The following is a 15,666-nucleotide window of genomic DNA, read 5'->3' on the forward strand; positions in this document are numbered from 1 at the left end:
TTTCTTTCAGACGGGGACAAAAAGAATTTTGCCCCTGATATAAATTCTAATAATTGCGGTCGGTAAAGATGGCAACGGATCTGGGCCGCATGCAGAAATCGTGTTCAATGCGTGGCTCCTGGCCTTTTTCGTAGAAATAACGGCCATTTCCGTCACCGAACGTGTTGACACAGAGATACCATGCACCGGGACGGGCAAGCTCCGGAAGTGTGACCGTTACGTCCTCCCAGTATGCGTTGATCACAATGTAGATCAGGTCATCAGTGCCTTTGCTCTTATCATAGCCTGCAAAGCTTACAGCGAAGGTGTGGGCATCTCTTGGAATGGTCACATCCCTTGCGTCAATGTTATGAGTGTGGATATTTTCCATACCGCATACTGCGTTGGGAAGCTTCCGGGAGATAACAGGGTGGTCTTTACGGAACCGGATCATAAATTTGAAAAATTCAAAAAGATCGTGATTTTTCTCCAGAAGCTTCCAGTTGATCCATGAGGTTTCGTTATCCTGACAGTAGGTATTGTTATTTCCGTGTTTTGTGTTTCCGAATTCATCACCTGCAAGGAACATCGGGGTTCCGCGGCTGGACATCAGTACAGCACAGGCATTTCGTATCATGCGGAAGCGGAGGGAGAGCACTTCGGGGTTGGTGGAATCGCCCTCTTCTCCACAGTTCCAGCTGCGGTTATCGTTGGAACCGTCGGTGTTATTCCAGCCGTTTGCTTCGTTGTGTTTTTCATTGTAGGAATAAAGATCATACATGGTGAAGCCATCGTGGCAGGTAAGGAAATTGACACAGGAATTGTATCCTGCATAATTGTCATTATGATCAGAATAAAAGCCTCCGTACAGATCACCGGAACCGGAAATACTCCATGCAGCGTCCCAAGCATTCCAGAAATCTCCCTTCAGGAAGGAACGGAGGCAGTCACGGTAACGGCCATTCCATTCAGCCCATCTGCGGCTGGCAGGGAAAGAACCAACCTGATACAGCCCGCCGGCATCCCAGGCTTCTGCGATCAGTTTGACATTTCTAAGGACCGGATCGTAAGCGAGAAGCTCCAGAAGGGGCGGATTGTTAAGTGGAGAACCGTCCTCATGGCGTCCGAGAATGCTGGCAAGATCGAAGCGGAAGCCGTCTACACGGTAGTTGATGGTCCAGTAACGTAAGCATTCAAGGATCATCTGACGTACAATGGGATGGTTACAGTTCAGAGTATTTCCACATCCGCTGAAATTGTAGTAATTTCCCTCTGGAGTCAGCATATAATAAACCTTATTGTCAAAGCCCTTAAAGCAGAAGGTTTTTCCCAGCTCGTTTCCTTCGGCGGTATGATTGAATACAACATCAAGAATTACTTCGATGCCATTTTCGTGGAGCTCACGGATCAGCTCTTTCAGCTCAGTTCCCTCACAGTTATGCTCCGGCTTGGAAGCATAGCTGGTGTTTGGAGAAAAGAAGTTGACAGAATTGTATCCCCAGTATTCCAGAAGCCGTTTGCCATTTACAGTACGGGCATTCATATTCTCGTCGAACTCGAAGATCGGCATCAGCTCTACGGCGTTGATCCCCAGTTCCTTGAGATAAGGGATCTTTTCACGAAGACCGGCAAAGGTTCCCGGGTGCATAACACCGGAAGAAGAATCCTGTGTAAAGCCGCGGACGTGAAGCTCATAGATGATCAGGTCACTGATCTTACGGGTGGACTGCGGCATGTCTTCCCAGTCAAAGGAATCACGTACCACACGGGCATGATAGCTTCCGATCTTTTGCTGGCCCCATTTACGCTGACCGGCAACGGCTTTGGCATAAGGATCAAGAAGAACCTTTGTCTTATCGAAGATGTGACCCTTTTCCGGTTCGTAAGGACCGTCAATGCGGTAGCCGTACTCCAGATCTTCGATGTCCAGTCCCATGACGATCATGGAGTAGACATCACCGATACGACAGGCATTGGGAAAAGGAAGGACTGCGAAGGGTTCCTCTTCTCCGGAGTGGAAAAGAAGAAGCTCGCAGGATGTACCGTGGCGGGTATGTGCGGTAAAGTTGACTCCGTTGGAAAGAGGAGTAGCGCCATTTAATTCAAAAAACCCGGGACGTACAGGAAATCCCGCAATAATATCTGTGGGCCGGGATGTCAGTGTATTCTCAGAGAGCATAGTCTGATTCTGTGTTTTCATTTCCGGTATCCTCCTTGGTGAAAATTTTTTTACAAACAAAAATATTATAACTGATTTTCAGAAAAAAGTACAGGCTGGGTTGTTGAGAACAAAGTGAACAGCAGCATTCTAATAACGCGGGAACCTTCGGGAAAATCTTCTTGAGGTTTTTGACGGGAAGGCTTACAATATGAACCAGAAACTTTGAAAATGTAAGGAAAGGAATAATAGCAGTATGAATGAAGAAACACTGGAGATTTCTTTTGACCAGATAGAGAAAGAACGGGGGAAATATCTTCTGATAGATACCCGTGATAAAGTAACTGTAGAATATGGAATGATCCCGGGAGCAATCTCTGTTCCGGAACAGGAACTGGAAGAGCGGGCAGAAGAACTGAGGGGGGATAAGATACCGGTCCTTTACTGTACAAGAGGGCTTTTCAGCCAGGAGGGTGCAGAGATGCTCCGGGAAAAAGGAATTCCCGCACTGAGCCTGAAAGGTGGATATACAGGATGGCTTTTTCAGCAGATGCAGAAAGAATCCGGTAAAGAGGACAGTGAAGAAGAGGAAAATGATGCAATGGAACAGCGGCGGAAGGATATCGAGCTGAGTATCCGCAAAAAGTTCCATAAGCAGCTGTTTTCCAGATTTGCTAGGGGAATCAACGATTATGAGCTGGTGAAGCCGGGAGATAAGATAGCAGTCTGTATTTCCGGTGGTAAGGATTCTATGCTGATGGCCAAACTGTTCCAGGAACTGAAGCGTCATAACAAGTTTCCCTTTGAACTGGTGTTTCTTGTGATGGATCCGGGATATAATGAGGCAAACCGTGCGGTGATCGAGCACAATGCCAGGCTTCTCGGGATTCCGATCACAGTGTTTGAGACTGAGATCTTCGATGCGGTTTATAATATAGAAAAATCCCCATGCTATCTCTGTGCCCGTATGAGAAGGGGCTATCTTTACAGCAAGGCAAAGGAGCTTGGCTGCAACAAGATCGCTCTTGGACATCACTATGATGATGTGATCGAGACGATCCTGATGGGAATGCTTTACGGAGCGCAGGTACAGACTATGATGCCGAAGCTCCATAGTACAAATTTTGAGGGAATGCAGCTGATCCGTCCTATGTATCTGATCCGGGAGGCAGATATCAAACACTGGAGAGATTATAATGACCTTCATTTTATCCAGTGTGCATGTAAATTTACCGATACCTGTACTACCTGTCGTACAGATGGTACCAGTGTTTCCAAGAGAATGGAGATCAAGAATCTGATCGCAGAACTTAAGAAGGTAAATCCACATGTAGAAAGTAATATTTTCCGAAGTGTGGAAAATGTTAATCTTCATACAGTTATCGCATACAAAAAAGATGGAGTGAAACATTCTTTTCTGGAAGGGTATGAGGACTGACAGATATAAATAAAAGCTGCTCAGGCGTTAGCCCGGGCAGCTTTTACTTTTTCCCGCTGTTTGGTAAGATCATAATATTCATCAGAGATGATCCCGCGACTGGAAAGTGCTTCGTAGGTTTTCTGCTGTGCGGGGGTCATCTTCATTCCGATCGTGGAATTGACATCGGTCAGTACGCAGCTTGTTTTTTCTACCAGCCAGAAAAGTGCGGAATCATCATCGGGGATCATTTTCCAGATTTCGTTTTCTGTATATGGAAGAAGGGACATGAGAGTTTTTAAGTGTCCATCCTGGATCAGACGGTAATCCCCGTCCGGCATGATGATGCCATCGCCATAGAGTTCTTTTTTCTGTTCCATTTTCTGCAGAAGTTTTTCTGTGAGTTTCATGATCGGCTCCTTGATCTTTATTATTTCAACAGTTTTCAGGCACTGCTTTTTTATGAAGTTAAAAAAATAACAATCAGCGTCTATTGTATGAAGCGGCGACAAAAATGTCAAGAGGTTAAAAAGATTTTCGATGCTTATGAATGATTTTTGTTGTGCAATTTGTTTGCTTTTGTGAGGATTAAAGGTTAAAATTATGTAAAAATTATCGTAAAATAAGATCTTCTGTGGTATAATATGAATATTCAAAAAATTCAAGGAAGGACGATGCAGATGTTGAAAAACTGGAACCCGGAACAGATTCCGGAAAAAGAGGATATCAAAGTGCGTTTAAGCGCTGCAAGAACCAGATTATATGAATTGCAGATGGCTCTGAAAGAGCATAAGATTCCGGTGATCGTGTTGTTTGAAGGCTGGGGAGCTTCCGGAAAAGGAAGTACCATAAGCAAGGTGATCAAGAATATCGATCCTCGTTTCTTCAAAGTTGCGACTATGTCAGCGCCTACAGAGGAAGACCTTCGGAAACCATTTCTTTACCGATATTTCAGGGAAATCCCGGAAGCGGGCAAGTTTACATTTCTGGATTCAGGATGGATGGACCAGACCTGTCGTGAACGTATGGATAAAAAGCTGAAGGGTGACAATTATGTAAAACGGATTGACAGTATCCGGAGATTTGAACGTCAGCTGACGGATAATGGATATGTGCTCCTGAAATTTTTTATGCAGATCGACCGGAAAGAACAAGAAAAACGTATGGGCATTCTTCTGGAAAGCAAGGATACCAGATGGAGAGTCAATGAATATGATCTCTGGCAGAATGATCATTATAAGAAGTGCAGAAAGATTTTTGACCAGTATATGCAGGATACCAATACATCTGCGGCTCCATGGTATATTGTCGATGCCGGTGACCGGAAGTGGGCAGAACTGCAGGTGCTGGAAACCATGATCAGCAATATAGAGGTTGCCATGGAAAACAGCAAACATGCCGTGCCGATCCTGCAGAATGTTTTTCCTCTGGTGGAGATGCCCAGATTAAGCGAGATTCCTCTGGATGGAAAAGAAGTGGGGGATGAAGAATACAAGGCAGAGCTTAAGGAACTGCAGGCAAAGCTTGGAAGCCTGCATAACCGTCTTTACCGAAAAAGAGTGCCTGTGATCATCACCTATGAAGGCTGGGATGCTGCCGGAAAGGGAGGAAATATCAAGAGGATCACGGAGGCTCTTGATCCCCGTGGATTTGAGGTACATCCTATCGCAAGTCCGGAGCCTCATGAAAAAGCCCGTCATTATCTGTGGCGTTTCTGGACAAGGCTTCCCAAGGATGGTCACATTGCCATCTTTGACCGGACGTGGTACGGAAGAGTGATGGTAGAACGTCTGGAGGGCTTCTGCAGCGAGAATGACTGGAGACGTGCCTACAATGAGATCAATGAATTTGAGAAGGAGCTTTCTGACTGGGGCGCTGTGATCGTGAAATTCTGGGTCCACATTGATAAGGACACCCAGCTTGCCAGGTTCAACGACCGCCAGAGCAATCCGGAAAAACAGTGGAAGATCACGGATGAGGACTGGAGAAACCGTGAAAAATGGGATCAGTATGAAACAGCAGTAGATGAGATGCTTCAGAAAACCAGCACTGCTTATGCACCATGGCACATTCTGGAATCCGTAGATAAGAAATATGCAAGGCTGAAGGCGCTTCGGATCGTGATCGAAGAAATTGAGAAAGCGCTGAAATAAGAGATAAAAGCTGCGGCAGGATAACAGATATTCTGCTGCAGCTTTTTGTCTGAAGAGAGATGAATCAATTCCGGAGATAGTTTCGCATACTGCGAAGAGCATGTTTTTCCAGTCGGCTGACCTGAGCCTGGGAGATACCAATCTCATCAGCTACCTCCATTTGGGTTTTTCCCTCGTAGAAGCGGAGATCGATAATGTGACGTTCACGCTCTCCAAGCCGGTTCATGGCATCTCGAAGAGAAATATCCTCCACCCAGTTTTCTTCCAGGTTCTTTTTATCACTGATCTGATCCATAACATATAGGGTATCTCCGCCTTCGGAATACACGGGCTCAAAAAGGCTTACCGGGCTCTGGATCGCATCCATGGCATAGACGATCATTTCCTTGTCGATACCGATCTCATCAGCGATTTCTGCAATGGTAGGCTCTTTGAGATGCTGCCGCATATAGTTTTCCCGGGTATAGATGGTTTTGTAAGCGATATCCCGCAGAGAACGGCTGACCCGTATGCTGTTGTTATCACGGAGATATCTTCGGATCTCTCCGATGATCATGGGAACTGCATAGGTGGAAAATTTTACCTGAAGAGTGGTGTCGAAATTATCGATCGCTTTGATCAGGCCGATGCAGCCGATCTGAAAAAGGTCATCCGGATTTTCACTGCTGTTCTGAAAACGCCGGATCACGCTTAAAACAAGCCGCAGATTGCCTTTGATGTACAATTCCCTGGCTTCTTCATCGCCAGCTTTGATTCTTTTAAAGAGCTCCGCCTTTTCTTCCTGATCGAGAACGGGAAGGGTTGAGGTATTTACTCCGCAGATTTCAACTTTATTCAGTGCCATCTTAGAATCCTCCTTGTCTTGTCAGTACATTAAGATGATTCTCAGAGGGCGGTTGAAATATACTTTTTCAGGGAAAATATAAAAAATAAAGGGCCTTGACAATAAGGAGGTATTTATTCTCCGGACAGCAGTTTTTCATTACGGAAATCAACAAGGATGATATCTTCGCCGATCTGGCGGATGCAGTCCCATGGAATGGAATATTCATTTTCTTTGGAAAAACACCAGCAAAATTTTCCCGGTTCCGGCATGATCAGGGCTTTCAGACGTGCGGTTTCACAGCAGAATTCCACATCAAGAGGGCAGCCAAGACTGCGGCAGGTATGGATATTGATCACTTCTTTTTGTTTCAGCTCACAGATGCGCATAAATTCATCACCTGGTATGATTTTATGGAAAATCTGTAAAATTTATGCAAGTCCGATTATTGACACATTATGTGCATTTATTTTATAATAAAAACAAATTTAGTAATGATTTACTGATCCGGAAAGGGGGAGAGTTCTGTGAGATGTCCGTTCTGTAACCAGGATAATACAAGAGTTGTAGATTCCAGACCTGTAGAGGATACCAATTCCATCCGCCGCCGTCTCTGTGATGCCTGCGGAAAGCGTTTTACAACTTATGAGAAGGTGGAAACGATTCCGCTGACTGTGATCAAGAAGGATCAGAACCGGGAAAGCTATAAACGTTCCAAGATCCAGGATGGTGTTCTTCGTGCCTGCTATAAGCGCCCCATTCCCATTGAGAGAGTGGAAGAGATGATCGATTCCATAGAAGGAGATATTTTCCGGTCAGAAGACCGTGAGATCAGCAGTACCAAGATCGGAGAGATCGTTATGGAGCATCTGAAGGATCTGGATGCGGTGGCGTATGTACGATTTGCGTCTGTATACAGAGAGTTTAAAGATGTCAGTACCTTTATGGATGAGCTGAAGAAGCTGATCAATTAAGAGATTAAATGAATAGACCGCAAATGCAGGAGATTTCAGGCCGATTGTCAAAAGACAACCGGCCTTTTTTGAAACATGAATGTTTGATTTTTCAGAGATCGTAAAAGTGGATACAAAAAAACAGGAACCGCCTGGGAAAAATCCTCTGCGGTCCCTGCTATAAATATACATTAATGATTCAGGAAACTTAATTAAACAATACCCTGAGCTTTCATAGCGTCAACAACTTTTTCGAAGCCGGCGATGTTTGCACCTACAACATAGTTGTCTTCCATACCGTAACGTTTAGCAGCGTCATCAGCTTTGTGGAAGATATCGATCATGATGTGGTGGAGTTTCTCATCAACCTCTTCTCTTGTCCAGGAAAGTCTCATGGAGTTCTGGCTCATCTCAAGTGCAGATGTGGCAACACCGCCAGCGTTTGCGGCTTTACCAGGCATGAAGAGAACACCGTTCTCCTGAAGGTATGTTGTTGCATCAAGAGTAGTAGGCATGTTTGCACCTTCAACGACGTATTTGCAGCCATTTGCAACCAGTGTTTTAGCTCCGTCAAGACCAAGCTCGTTCTGAGTAGCACATGGAAGGTAGATATCACATTTGATATTCCAGATGCCAAGTCCCTCAGTGTAGGTAGCACCCTCAACACGGTCTGCATATTCTTTGATACGTCCACGTTTTACTTCTTTGATATCCTTTACGACGTCAAGGTTGATTCCGTTCGGATCGTAGACATATCCGTTGGAGTCGTTCATTGCAACAACCTTGGCACCAAGCTGAGTAGCTTTCTCAACAGCGTAAATAGCTACATTACCGGAACCTGTTACAACGATTGTTTTTCCTTCTACGGAATCATTGTGAGCTTTGGCGATCTCGTTGAGCATGTATACAACACCGTAACCGGTAGCCTCTGTACGGATCAGGGAACCTCCGAAGGAAAGACCCTTTCCTGTAAGGACACCCTCATAAAGGCCACGGATTCTCTTATACTGTCCGAAGAGATAACCGATCTCACGTCCGCCGACACCGATGTCACCAGCCGGAACATCTGTATCTGCGCCGATATATTTGCAAAGCTCTGTCATAAAGCTCTGGCAGAATGCCATAACCTCTCTGTCAGATTTACCCTTAGGATCGAAGTTGGAGCCACCTTTTCCACCGCCGATCGGAAGGCCTGTAAGAGAGTTTTTAAAGGTCTGCTCAAAACCAAGGAATTTCAGGATACCCTGATTTACAGAAGGATGGAATCTTAAGCCGCCTTTGTATGGTCCGATGGCGCTGTTGAACTGAACACGATATCCCTTGTTAACCTGTACAGTTCCGTTATCATCGATCCACGGTACTTTGAAGGAGATGATCCTCTCTGGCTCTACAAGACGCTCAAGGATAGAAAGTTTACGATACTCTTCCTCATTTTTGTCAATTACGACTTTAAGGGAATCGAGAACTTCCTTAACTGCCTGATGGAATTCTGGCTCGCCAGGATTCTGTGCTACAACTCTTTCATAAACTTCTTCTGTGTAAGACATTGTTGTTTCCTCCTCATCACATATTAAATTGCGTTGAAAACTAAATTCGAGTGCTATTATACATTAACATGCTAAAAAAGGGAAGTGCTAAATTTAATTTTTTTAAATTTTTATTTCTTGCGTTGAAAGCCTAAATGTGAGATGATATAGAATAAATATTTTTTGACTATGAAATTAAAATGGTTAAATAATAGTGAAAATTAGAAGAGGAGTGGTTTTTATGAGAACATTCGGGAAATCATCAAAGCTTGACAACGTGCTGTACGATGTGCGCGGACCGGTTGTGGATGAGGCTGCCAGAATGGAAGAAGATGGAATGGAGATTCTGAAGCTGAATATTGGTAATCCGTATCCGTTTGGGTTTTCAGCACCTCAGGAAGTGATCCTGGATATGCTGAGTAATGTTCGTACTTCCCAGGGATATTCCGATTCCAAGGGCATTTTTTCTGCAAGAAAAGCGATCATGCAGTATGCACAGCTTCGCGGGATCCCGGGAGTTACCATTAATGATATTTATACGGGAAATGGTGTCAGTGAACTGATCAACCTCTGTATGCAGGCGCTGCTTGATAACGGGGATGAGATCCTGATCCCGGCTCCGGATTATCCGTTGTGGACAGCTACTGCAACACTGGCAGGCGGAAATGTAGTTCATTATATCTGTGACGAACAGTCTGACTGGTATCCGGATATTGAGGATATCAAGAGCAAGATCACACCAAGGACCAAGGCGATCGTTATCATCAATCCCAATAACCCTACAGGTGCAGTATATCCGAAGGAGATCCTGGAACAGATTGCAGACATTGCAAGAGAAAATGAGCTGATCATCTTTTCTGATGAGATCTATGACCGTCTTGTTATGGATGGATATAAACATACATCGATTGCATCCCTTGCACCCGATGTGTTCTGTGTAACATTTTCAGGATTGTCCAAGTCTCATATGATCGCAGGTTTCCGCATCGGATGGATGATTTTAAGTGGTGCAAAAAGTAAGGCGAAGGGTTATATAGAGGGAATCAATATGCTCTCTTCCATGCGTCTCTGTTCAAATGTTCCGGCACAGTCCATTGTACAGACTGCACTTGGCGGATATCAGAGTGTCAATGAATATACGCAGCCGGGCGGACGTGTTTATGAGCAGAGAGACTTTATTTACAAGGCCCTGAATGATATTCCGGGAATTTCCGTTGTAAAACCACATGCGGCATTTTATATATTCCCGAAGATCGATACTGAGAAATTCAATATTTTCAATGATGAACAGTTTGCTTTGGATTTTCTTCATGAGAAACAGGTGCTTGTTGTTCCGGGCAAGGGATTCAACTGGAACCAGCCGGATCACTTCCGTATTGTTTATCTGCCGGATATCCGCCAGCTTGACAAGGCAATGAAGAAGATGAAAGAGTTCTTTGCTACATATAAGCAGGGCTGATCGCAGATAGACAAGAAGAGATTTGCGATCCGCATTCGCTGCCTGCTCATAACCGATAAACTGTAAAGCAGATATTCGGTTATATTTTCGGCATAGACCGGAACCGAAAAAAATGTTATAATATATCTGAAATATCCCGGCCAGCTACGCCGGGATATACAAATAAGACCAGAATTGCTTGAGAGGGGAATGAGGAGGGACCGTTATCGAACAGCAATAAAACAGAAATCGAAAGGGGAAATAACTGATGAGCAAATTCAACATGAAAGTGACACCTGAGATTGAGAAACTTACCCAGATCTGTCGTGAGAATGACAAACTGGATCTGTCTTTATATGGCAAATACGATGTCAAGCGAGGCTTGCGTGACCTGAATGGAAAGGGTGTCCTTGCAGGACTGACCCAGATCTCCAATGTCCAGGCAACGAAGATCGTGGACGGAAAAGAGGTTCCCTGCGCAGGTAAGCTTTCTTATCGCGGGTATGACATTAAGGATCTGACAAATGGTTTTATCAATGACCGGCGCTTCGGTTTTGAGGAAGTAACCTATCTGCTTCTTTTCGGAAAGCTTCCGGATCAGGAAGAACTGAATGGATTTTCCGGGATTCTTGCGAACCAGCGTATGCTTCCGCGGAATTTTGTAAGGGATGTCATTATGAAGGCACCATCCAGAGATATTATGAACGCTCTGTCAAGAAGCGTGCTGACACTTTATTCCTACGACAAAGACCCGGATAATATTGAACTGGAGAATGTGCTCCGTCAGTGTATCAACCTGATCAGCGTTTTCCCGCTGTTATCTGTTTATGCATATCAGGCCTATAACCACTATGAGAAAGGCGAGAGTCTTTATATCCATCAGCCTAAAAAGGAGCTTTCCACAGCTGAGAATATCCTGCGTCTGTTAAGACCGGATAAGAAGTATACGGCACTGGAGGCAGAGATCCTTGATATTGCTCTGATCCTTCATATGGAGCATGGCGGTGGTAATAACTCTACTTTTACTACACATGTGGTTTCCTCTTCCGGGACAGATACGTATTCTGCGATCGCGGCAGCACTAGGTTCTCTGAAAGGCCCGAAACACGGCGGTGCCAACATCAAAGTCGTAAAAATGTTTAACGATATGCGTAAACACGTACATGACTACAGTGATGAAGAGGAGATCAGTGCATACCTTAAGAAGCTTCTTCATAAAGAGGCCTTTGATAAACGTGGACTGATCTATGGTATGGGACATGCGATCTATTCTGTTTCAGATCCACGTGCAGAAGTCTTTAAAGGCTATGTGGAACAGCTTGCAAGAGAAAAGGGCAGAATGAAGGATTATCAGCTGTATGCTGCAGTAGAGCGTCTTGCACCAAAGGTTATCGCAGAGGAGCGTAAGATCTATAAGGGTGTCAGTGCCAATGTGGATTTTTACAGCGGATTTGTTTACAGCATGCTGGATCTGCCGCTGGAGCTTTACACACCGATGTTTGCTATTGCACGTATCGTAGGCTGGAGCGCACATCGTATGGAAGAGCTTATCAATGTGGATAAGATCATCCGTCCCGCATATAAGAATGTCCTTCCGGAAGCAGAGTATATTCCTCTTTGCGAGCGATAGGAAAGGACTGAGGTGGAATAGATGTTCAGATGCTTTTTTCCGGATGAATATCTGGATTCTGCGTATGGGATCGATTATGAGAAGCTTTACAGAGAAGGATACAGAGGGCTGCTCTTTGATATCGATAATACCATTGTTCCCCACGGTGCACCGGCAGATGACCGGGCAAAGAAACTGTTTGAAAAGCTGAGGGCTCTCGGGTTTCGATACTGCTTTGTATCCAATAACCAGAAACCTCGTGTGGAGCCCTTTGCCAAAGCAGTAGAGGGGGATTTTATAGAAAATGCCCATAAACCGGCTGTGAAAAATTATAAAAAAGCCTGCCAGGTGATCGGAATCGATCTTGACAGGACGATCTTTATAGGAGATCAGTTGTTTACGGATATTTATGGAGCAAAGAGAGCAGGGATCCGGACGATCCTTGTGAAACCGATTCATCCAAAAGAGGAGATCCAGATCGTACTGAAGCGATATCTGGAAAAAATAGTATTACATTTTTACCAAAAAGAGGAGGGAAAGAATTCATGAACCATATTGTAATCATCGGCTTTATGGGTTCAGGAAAGACACGAGTTGGAAAGAGACTGGCGAAGGACCTGGGGCTTCCGTTTATTGACGTGGACAGACTGATCGTGAAAAAAATGAACATGTCAGTAAAGGAGGTATTTGAACGCTTTGGAGAAGCATTTTACCGTGCGCTGGAGACTATGGCAGTCAAGGAACTGTCCACAGACAGCGAACGGAAGGTAATCTCTGTAAGTGCGGGATTGCCTCTTCAGGAGCAGAACCAGAAATATCTCCAGAGTATGGGAACGATCATCTATCTGAAGGGATCTGCTGCAACGTTGATCAAACGTCTGGAAGGAAGTAACAATCCCACATTGGAAGGAACTGAGAATAAAGAAGAGAAGATCAAGAAACTTCTGAAACAGAGAGATCCGGTTTATGAGAAGTTTGCGGACATTAAAGTTGTCACAGGAGTGAAGCCTTTTGATGAGCTGATCGCAGAAATTGAAGAAAAATTGAAGGCTTAAACAAAAAAACAGTTGAAAAATGGCAAAAGGTATTATAGAATAATCCATAGCGAAAAAGAACCGCATATATTAAGGAGGAAATATTTATGATTTCAGCAGGTGATTTCAAAAATGGTATCACACTTGAAATTGATGGAAACGTATGTCAGATCGTTGAATTCCAGCATGTAAAACCAGGAAAAGGCGCAGCCTTTGTAAGAACAAAATACAAGAACATTATCACAGGCTCTGTAGTAGAGAAATCCTTCCGCCCTACAGAGAAATTCCCGGCAGCACGTATTGAGCGTGTAGATATGCAGTATCTGTATCAGGATGGTGGTTTATACTACTTCATGAATACAGAGACATATGATCAGGTTGGTCTTACAGAGGAGCAGGTTGGCGATTCTCTGAAATTTGTTAAGGATAATGAGATGGTTAAGGTTTGCTCTCATAACGGAGAGGTATTCGCAATCGAGCCACCTCTTTTTGTAGAGCTTGAGGTTATTGAGACAGAGCCAGGATTCGCAGGAAATACAGCACAGGGTGCTACCAAACCGGCAACTGTTGAGACAGGTGCACAGGTTCAGGTTCCTCTGTTCGTAAACCAGGGCGACAAACTGAAGATCGATACAAGAACAGGTGAGTATCTCTCACGTGTATAATGCAGCAAAAAACCCGCGTAAGCGGGTTTTTTTGTGCCATAAAATTAAAAGATCATTTTGACAGTATTTAAAATACCAAAGTTTGAATGCATATTCCAGACTGTACAGGTAAGAAAAACTGTACAGTCTGGACTTTTTTTGAAATATCCTTGACACGAAAAATCATTCTGGTATAATTAAACCCAGTCAAAAAACTGACTAAGAAGTTCGTCTGTCCACCAGAGATGACCGGAAATGATCCTGTCACAGAAGTCTTTTAAGGGCTTGTACTGGTTTCGACGGGGGCTTTGAAGTTAGGGAAGCCATCCGCAGACTCCTGGACTGCGTACCAACCGGGAACTAAATATAAACGCAGACGAAAAGTTAGCGTTAGCAGCCTAAGCTGCTCGTCAGCCCCGTTGCACTCACACATCGGGAATCTGGCGTCGACCATGTGAGAAACCTTGCCGGGTAAGCTTTGCCCCGGTAGATGTATCATGAAGCTACTGAAGCAGTAAGCCTGTCGGTGGGCGTACTGCTGAGGGAATGTTAAATCAGCGACTGTGATGGGAGATGCCTTAAGGGATAGGCTTTCGGACAGGGGTTCGATTCCCCTCAGGTCCATTTATGGAACGTCCCGGAAAGACAGCATTTATGCGGCTTTCCGGGAATTTTTTTTACTTTCTTTATTACTCGTGGATATCAGGAAATTCTTCGCAGATACAGAAAGCGATGGTGATAGAATGAAAAAAACTCTGCTTAACAGAAAAAAGCAGAATAAGAAATCTGATTATTATGATTATAATCTGGTAGCTGTTATTGTACTGCTGGTGTGCTTTGGACTGGTCATGCTTTACAGCACCAGTTCATATATGGCAGAAGTGAATTATGGCAACGATATGTTTTATTTTAAGAAACAGGCACTGATCAGTGCAGCATGTCTGATCGGAGCGTTATTTATTTCAAAAATACTGGATTATCATATCCTTCTTCCTTTTACAACTGCGTTGTATGTGGCTTCGCTGATCCTTATGGGACTTGTGCGGACTCCGCTGGGACATTCCTCTCATGGTGCTACCAGATGGCTGTATATCGGACCGATCAACTTTCAGCCTGCCGAGCTGGCAAAGATCGCGGTTATTATCATGATGGCTTACATGATCGGAAAAATGGGACGAAAGGTGAAAACTTTAAAGAGCTGTATGATCCTGGGACTTCCGGGGGCAGGACTTGCGCTTGCGGCTTATATACTTACAGATAACCTGAGTACAGCCATGATCATTTTGGGAATAACAGTTGGAATGGTGTTTGTGGCACATCCGGATATGCGTCCGTTTATTGCTGTGGCAGCGGCAGGAGTGATCCTTATTGTGATCGGAGTACTTTTTCTGGTTGCGACGACCAAGAATAGTGACAGCTTCCGTGTTATGCGAGTACTTGTATGGCTTCAGCCTGAGAAATATTCCGATGAAGGCGGTTATCAGACGCTGCAGGCATTGTATGCCATTGGCTCCGGAGGGCTTTTTGGCCGCGGGCTTGGAAATAGTATCCAGAAGCTTGGAAGTGTTCCGGAAGCACAAAATGATATGATCTTTTCCATTATCTGTGAGGAGCTTGGAATTTTCGGAGGGATTTTTGTACTGATCCTGTTCGGATATCTTTTGTACAGGTTGTTTTTTATTGCGCAGAATGCACCGGATCTGTTTGGCTCACTGATCGTTACCGGGATTTTTATACATATTGCGCTGCAGGTGATCCTTAACATTGCCGTTGTACTGAATCTGATGCCCAATACAGGTGTCACCTTGCCCTTTATCAGTTACGGAGGAACGTCCATTGTGTTCCTGATGCTGGAGATGGCAATAGCTCTCAGCGTGGCCCGTCAGATAAAATTTCAAGAGTAAAATAGTTTTAAAATCAAAATATTTTTGC

14 protein-coding genes and 1 other RNA gene are annotated in these 15,666 nt (G+C 44.4%); 10 read left to right on the top strand and 5 right to left on the bottom strand.

From position 1 onward, the window contains the following. Positions 1 to 46: 46 nt before the first annotated feature. Positions 47 to 2,179 (bottom strand): glycogen debranching protein, encoded by a 2,133-nt coding sequence (locus NE671_RS03795; RefSeq protein WP_256163691.1) that lies wholly within the window; start codon positions 2,177 to 2,179, stop codon positions 47 to 49. 214 nt (positions 2,180 to 2,393) lie between these two features. On the opposite strand from NE671_RS03795, the gene NE671_RS03800 reads away from it, so the two are divergent. Next, complete coding sequence (locus NE671_RS03800) at positions 2,394 to 3,575, top strand: ATP-binding protein (protein WP_173723194.1); 1,182 nt, start codon at positions 2,394 to 2,396, stop codon at positions 3,573 to 3,575. A 20-nt stretch (positions 3,576 to 3,595) separates the two neighbouring features. Here the strand turns inward: NE671_RS03800 and NE671_RS03805 are convergent, their stop codons facing one another. After that, a complete protein-coding gene (locus NE671_RS03805) occupies positions 3,596 to 3,964 on the bottom strand; it encodes a hypothetical protein (protein WP_015524421.1) in 369 nt (122 codons plus the stop codon). Positions 3,965 to 4,234: 270 nt separating this feature from the next. Between NE671_RS03805 and pap the strand changes: the two genes are divergently transcribed. Then, on the top strand, positions 4,235 to 5,707 hold the full coding sequence (gene pap, locus NE671_RS03810) for a polyphosphate:AMP phosphotransferase (protein ID WP_129974468.1): 1,473 nt from the start codon (positions 4,235 to 4,237) through the stop codon (positions 5,705 to 5,707). Positions 5,708 to 5,771: 64 nt separating this feature from the next. Here pap and sigG read toward each other — a convergent pair whose 3' ends face one another. Beyond that, a complete protein-coding gene (gene sigG / locus NE671_RS03815; RefSeq protein ID WP_015524423.1) occupies positions 5,772 to 6,551 on the bottom strand; it encodes an RNA polymerase sporulation sigma factor SigG in 780 nt (259 codons plus the stop codon). Positions 6,552 to 6,664: 113 nt separating this feature from the next. Next, complete coding sequence (locus NE671_RS03820; protein WP_015524424.1) at positions 6,665 to 6,919, bottom strand: YlmC/YmxH family sporulation protein; 255 nt, start codon at positions 6,917 to 6,919, stop codon at positions 6,665 to 6,667. 138 nt (positions 6,920 to 7,057) lie between these two features. On the opposite strand from NE671_RS03820, the gene nrdR reads away from it, so the two are divergent. After that, complete coding sequence (gene nrdR, locus NE671_RS03825; RefSeq protein ID WP_256163692.1) at positions 7,058 to 7,504, top strand: transcriptional regulator NrdR; 447 nt, start codon at positions 7,058 to 7,060, stop codon at positions 7,502 to 7,504. A gap of 191 nt (positions 7,505 to 7,695) precedes the next feature. Here nrdR and gdhA read toward each other — a convergent pair whose 3' ends face one another. Beyond that, positions 7,696 to 9,030 carry an NADP-specific glutamate dehydrogenase gene (gene gdhA / locus NE671_RS03830; RefSeq protein WP_021650707.1) on the bottom strand — a complete coding sequence of 445 codons (1,335 nt, stop codon included), beginning with the start codon at positions 9,028 to 9,030 and terminating at the stop codon, positions 7,696 to 7,698. Positions 9,031 to 9,250: 220 nt separating this feature from the next. On the opposite strand from gdhA, the gene NE671_RS03835 reads away from it, so the two are divergent. The 7 genes from NE671_RS03835 to NE671_RS03865 all read left to right on the top strand — a co-directional run bounded on the left by NE671_RS03835 (position 9,251) and on the right by NE671_RS03865 (position 15,638). Then, the gene (locus NE671_RS03835; RefSeq protein WP_015524426.1) at positions 9,251 to 10,468 is read left to right on the top strand and encodes an aminotransferase class I/II-fold pyridoxal phosphate-dependent enzyme; all 1,218 of its coding nucleotides are present in this window, start codon (positions 9,251 to 9,253) and stop codon (positions 10,466 to 10,468) included. A 247-nt stretch (positions 10,469 to 10,715) separates the two neighbouring features. Then, positions 10,716 to 12,077, top strand: coding sequence for a citrate/2-methylcitrate synthase (locus NE671_RS03840; RefSeq protein WP_129974431.1), 1,362 nt, complete (start codon positions 10,716 to 10,718; stop codon positions 12,075 to 12,077). Positions 12,078 to 12,098: 21 nt separating this feature from the next. Then, the gene (locus NE671_RS03845) at positions 12,099 to 12,605 is read left to right on the top strand and encodes a YqeG family HAD IIIA-type phosphatase (RefSeq protein WP_110103007.1); all 507 of its coding nucleotides are present in this window, start codon (positions 12,099 to 12,101) and stop codon (positions 12,603 to 12,605) included. After that, positions 12,602 to 13,111, top strand: coding sequence for a shikimate kinase (locus tag NE671_RS03850; RefSeq protein WP_015524429.1), 510 nt, complete (start codon positions 12,602 to 12,604; stop codon positions 13,109 to 13,111). Before NE671_RS03845 ends, NE671_RS03850 begins: the two co-directional genes overlap by 4 nt. Positions 13,112 to 13,197: 86 nt before the next feature. Then, positions 13,198 to 13,755 carry an elongation factor P gene (gene efp, locus NE671_RS03855; RefSeq protein WP_015524430.1) on the top strand — a complete coding sequence of 186 codons (558 nt, stop codon included), beginning with the start codon at positions 13,198 to 13,200 and terminating at the stop codon, positions 13,753 to 13,755. 260 nt (positions 13,756 to 14,015) lie between these two features. Continuing rightward, positions 14,016 to 14,361, top strand: a transfer-messenger RNA (tmRNA) gene (gene ssrA / locus NE671_RS03860). A 116-nt stretch (positions 14,362 to 14,477) separates the two neighbouring features. Continuing rightward, positions 14,478 to 15,638, top strand: a complete 1,161-nt coding sequence (locus tag NE671_RS03865) for an FtsW/RodA/SpoVE family cell cycle protein (RefSeq protein WP_092070471.1) — start codon at positions 14,478 to 14,480, stop codon at positions 15,636 to 15,638. Positions 15,639 to 15,666: the final 28 nt, after the last annotated feature.

This window comes from Blautia sp. DFI.9.10, from assembly GCF_024461705.1.
Taxonomy (GTDB): Bacteria; Bacillota; Clostridia; order Lachnospirales; family Lachnospiraceae; genus Blautia_A; species Blautia_A fusiformis.

Bases quoted from the DNA above. Each gene is read 5' to 3' on its own strand.
- efp (WP_015524430.1), top strand. From the start codon at position 13,198: ATGATTTCAGCAGGTGATTTCAAAAATGGTATCACACTTGAAATTGAT.
- NE671_RS03845 (WP_110103007.1), top strand. From the start codon at position 12,099: ATGTTCAGATGCTTTTTTCCGGATGAATATCTGGATTCTGCGTATGGG.
- NE671_RS03820 (WP_015524424.1), bottom strand. From the start codon at position 6,919: ATGCGCATCTGTGAGCTGAAACAAAAAGAAGTGATCAATATCCATACC.
- NE671_RS03795 (WP_256163691.1), bottom strand. From the start codon at position 2,179: ATGAAAACACAGAATCAGACTATGCTCTCTGAGAATACACTGACATCC.
- NE671_RS03865 (WP_092070471.1), top strand. From the start codon at position 14,478: ATGAAAAAAACTCTGCTTAACAGAAAAAAGCAGAATAAGAAATCTGAT.
- gdhA (WP_021650707.1), bottom strand. From the start codon at position 9,030: ATGTCTTACACAGAAGAAGTTTATGAAAGAGTTGTAGCACAGAATCCT.
- NE671_RS03850 (WP_015524429.1), top strand. From the start codon at position 12,602: ATGAACCATATTGTAATCATCGGCTTTATGGGTTCAGGAAAGACACGA.
- sigG (WP_015524423.1), bottom strand. From the start codon at position 6,551: ATGGCACTGAATAAAGTTGAAATCTGCGGAGTAAATACCTCAACCCTT.
- NE671_RS03840 (WP_129974431.1), top strand. From the start codon at position 10,716: ATGAGCAAATTCAACATGAAAGTGACACCTGAGATTGAGAAACTTACC.
- NE671_RS03800 (WP_173723194.1), top strand. From the start codon at position 2,394: ATGAATGAAGAAACACTGGAGATTTCTTTTGACCAGATAGAGAAAGAA.
- NE671_RS03835 (WP_015524426.1), top strand. From the start codon at position 9,251: ATGAGAACATTCGGGAAATCATCAAAGCTTGACAACGTGCTGTACGAT.
- NE671_RS03805 (WP_015524421.1), bottom strand. From the start codon at position 3,964: ATGAAACTCACAGAAAAACTTCTGCAGAAAATGGAACAGAAAAAAGAA.
- pap (WP_129974468.1), top strand. From the start codon at position 4,235: ATGTTGAAAAACTGGAACCCGGAACAGATTCCGGAAAAAGAGGATATC.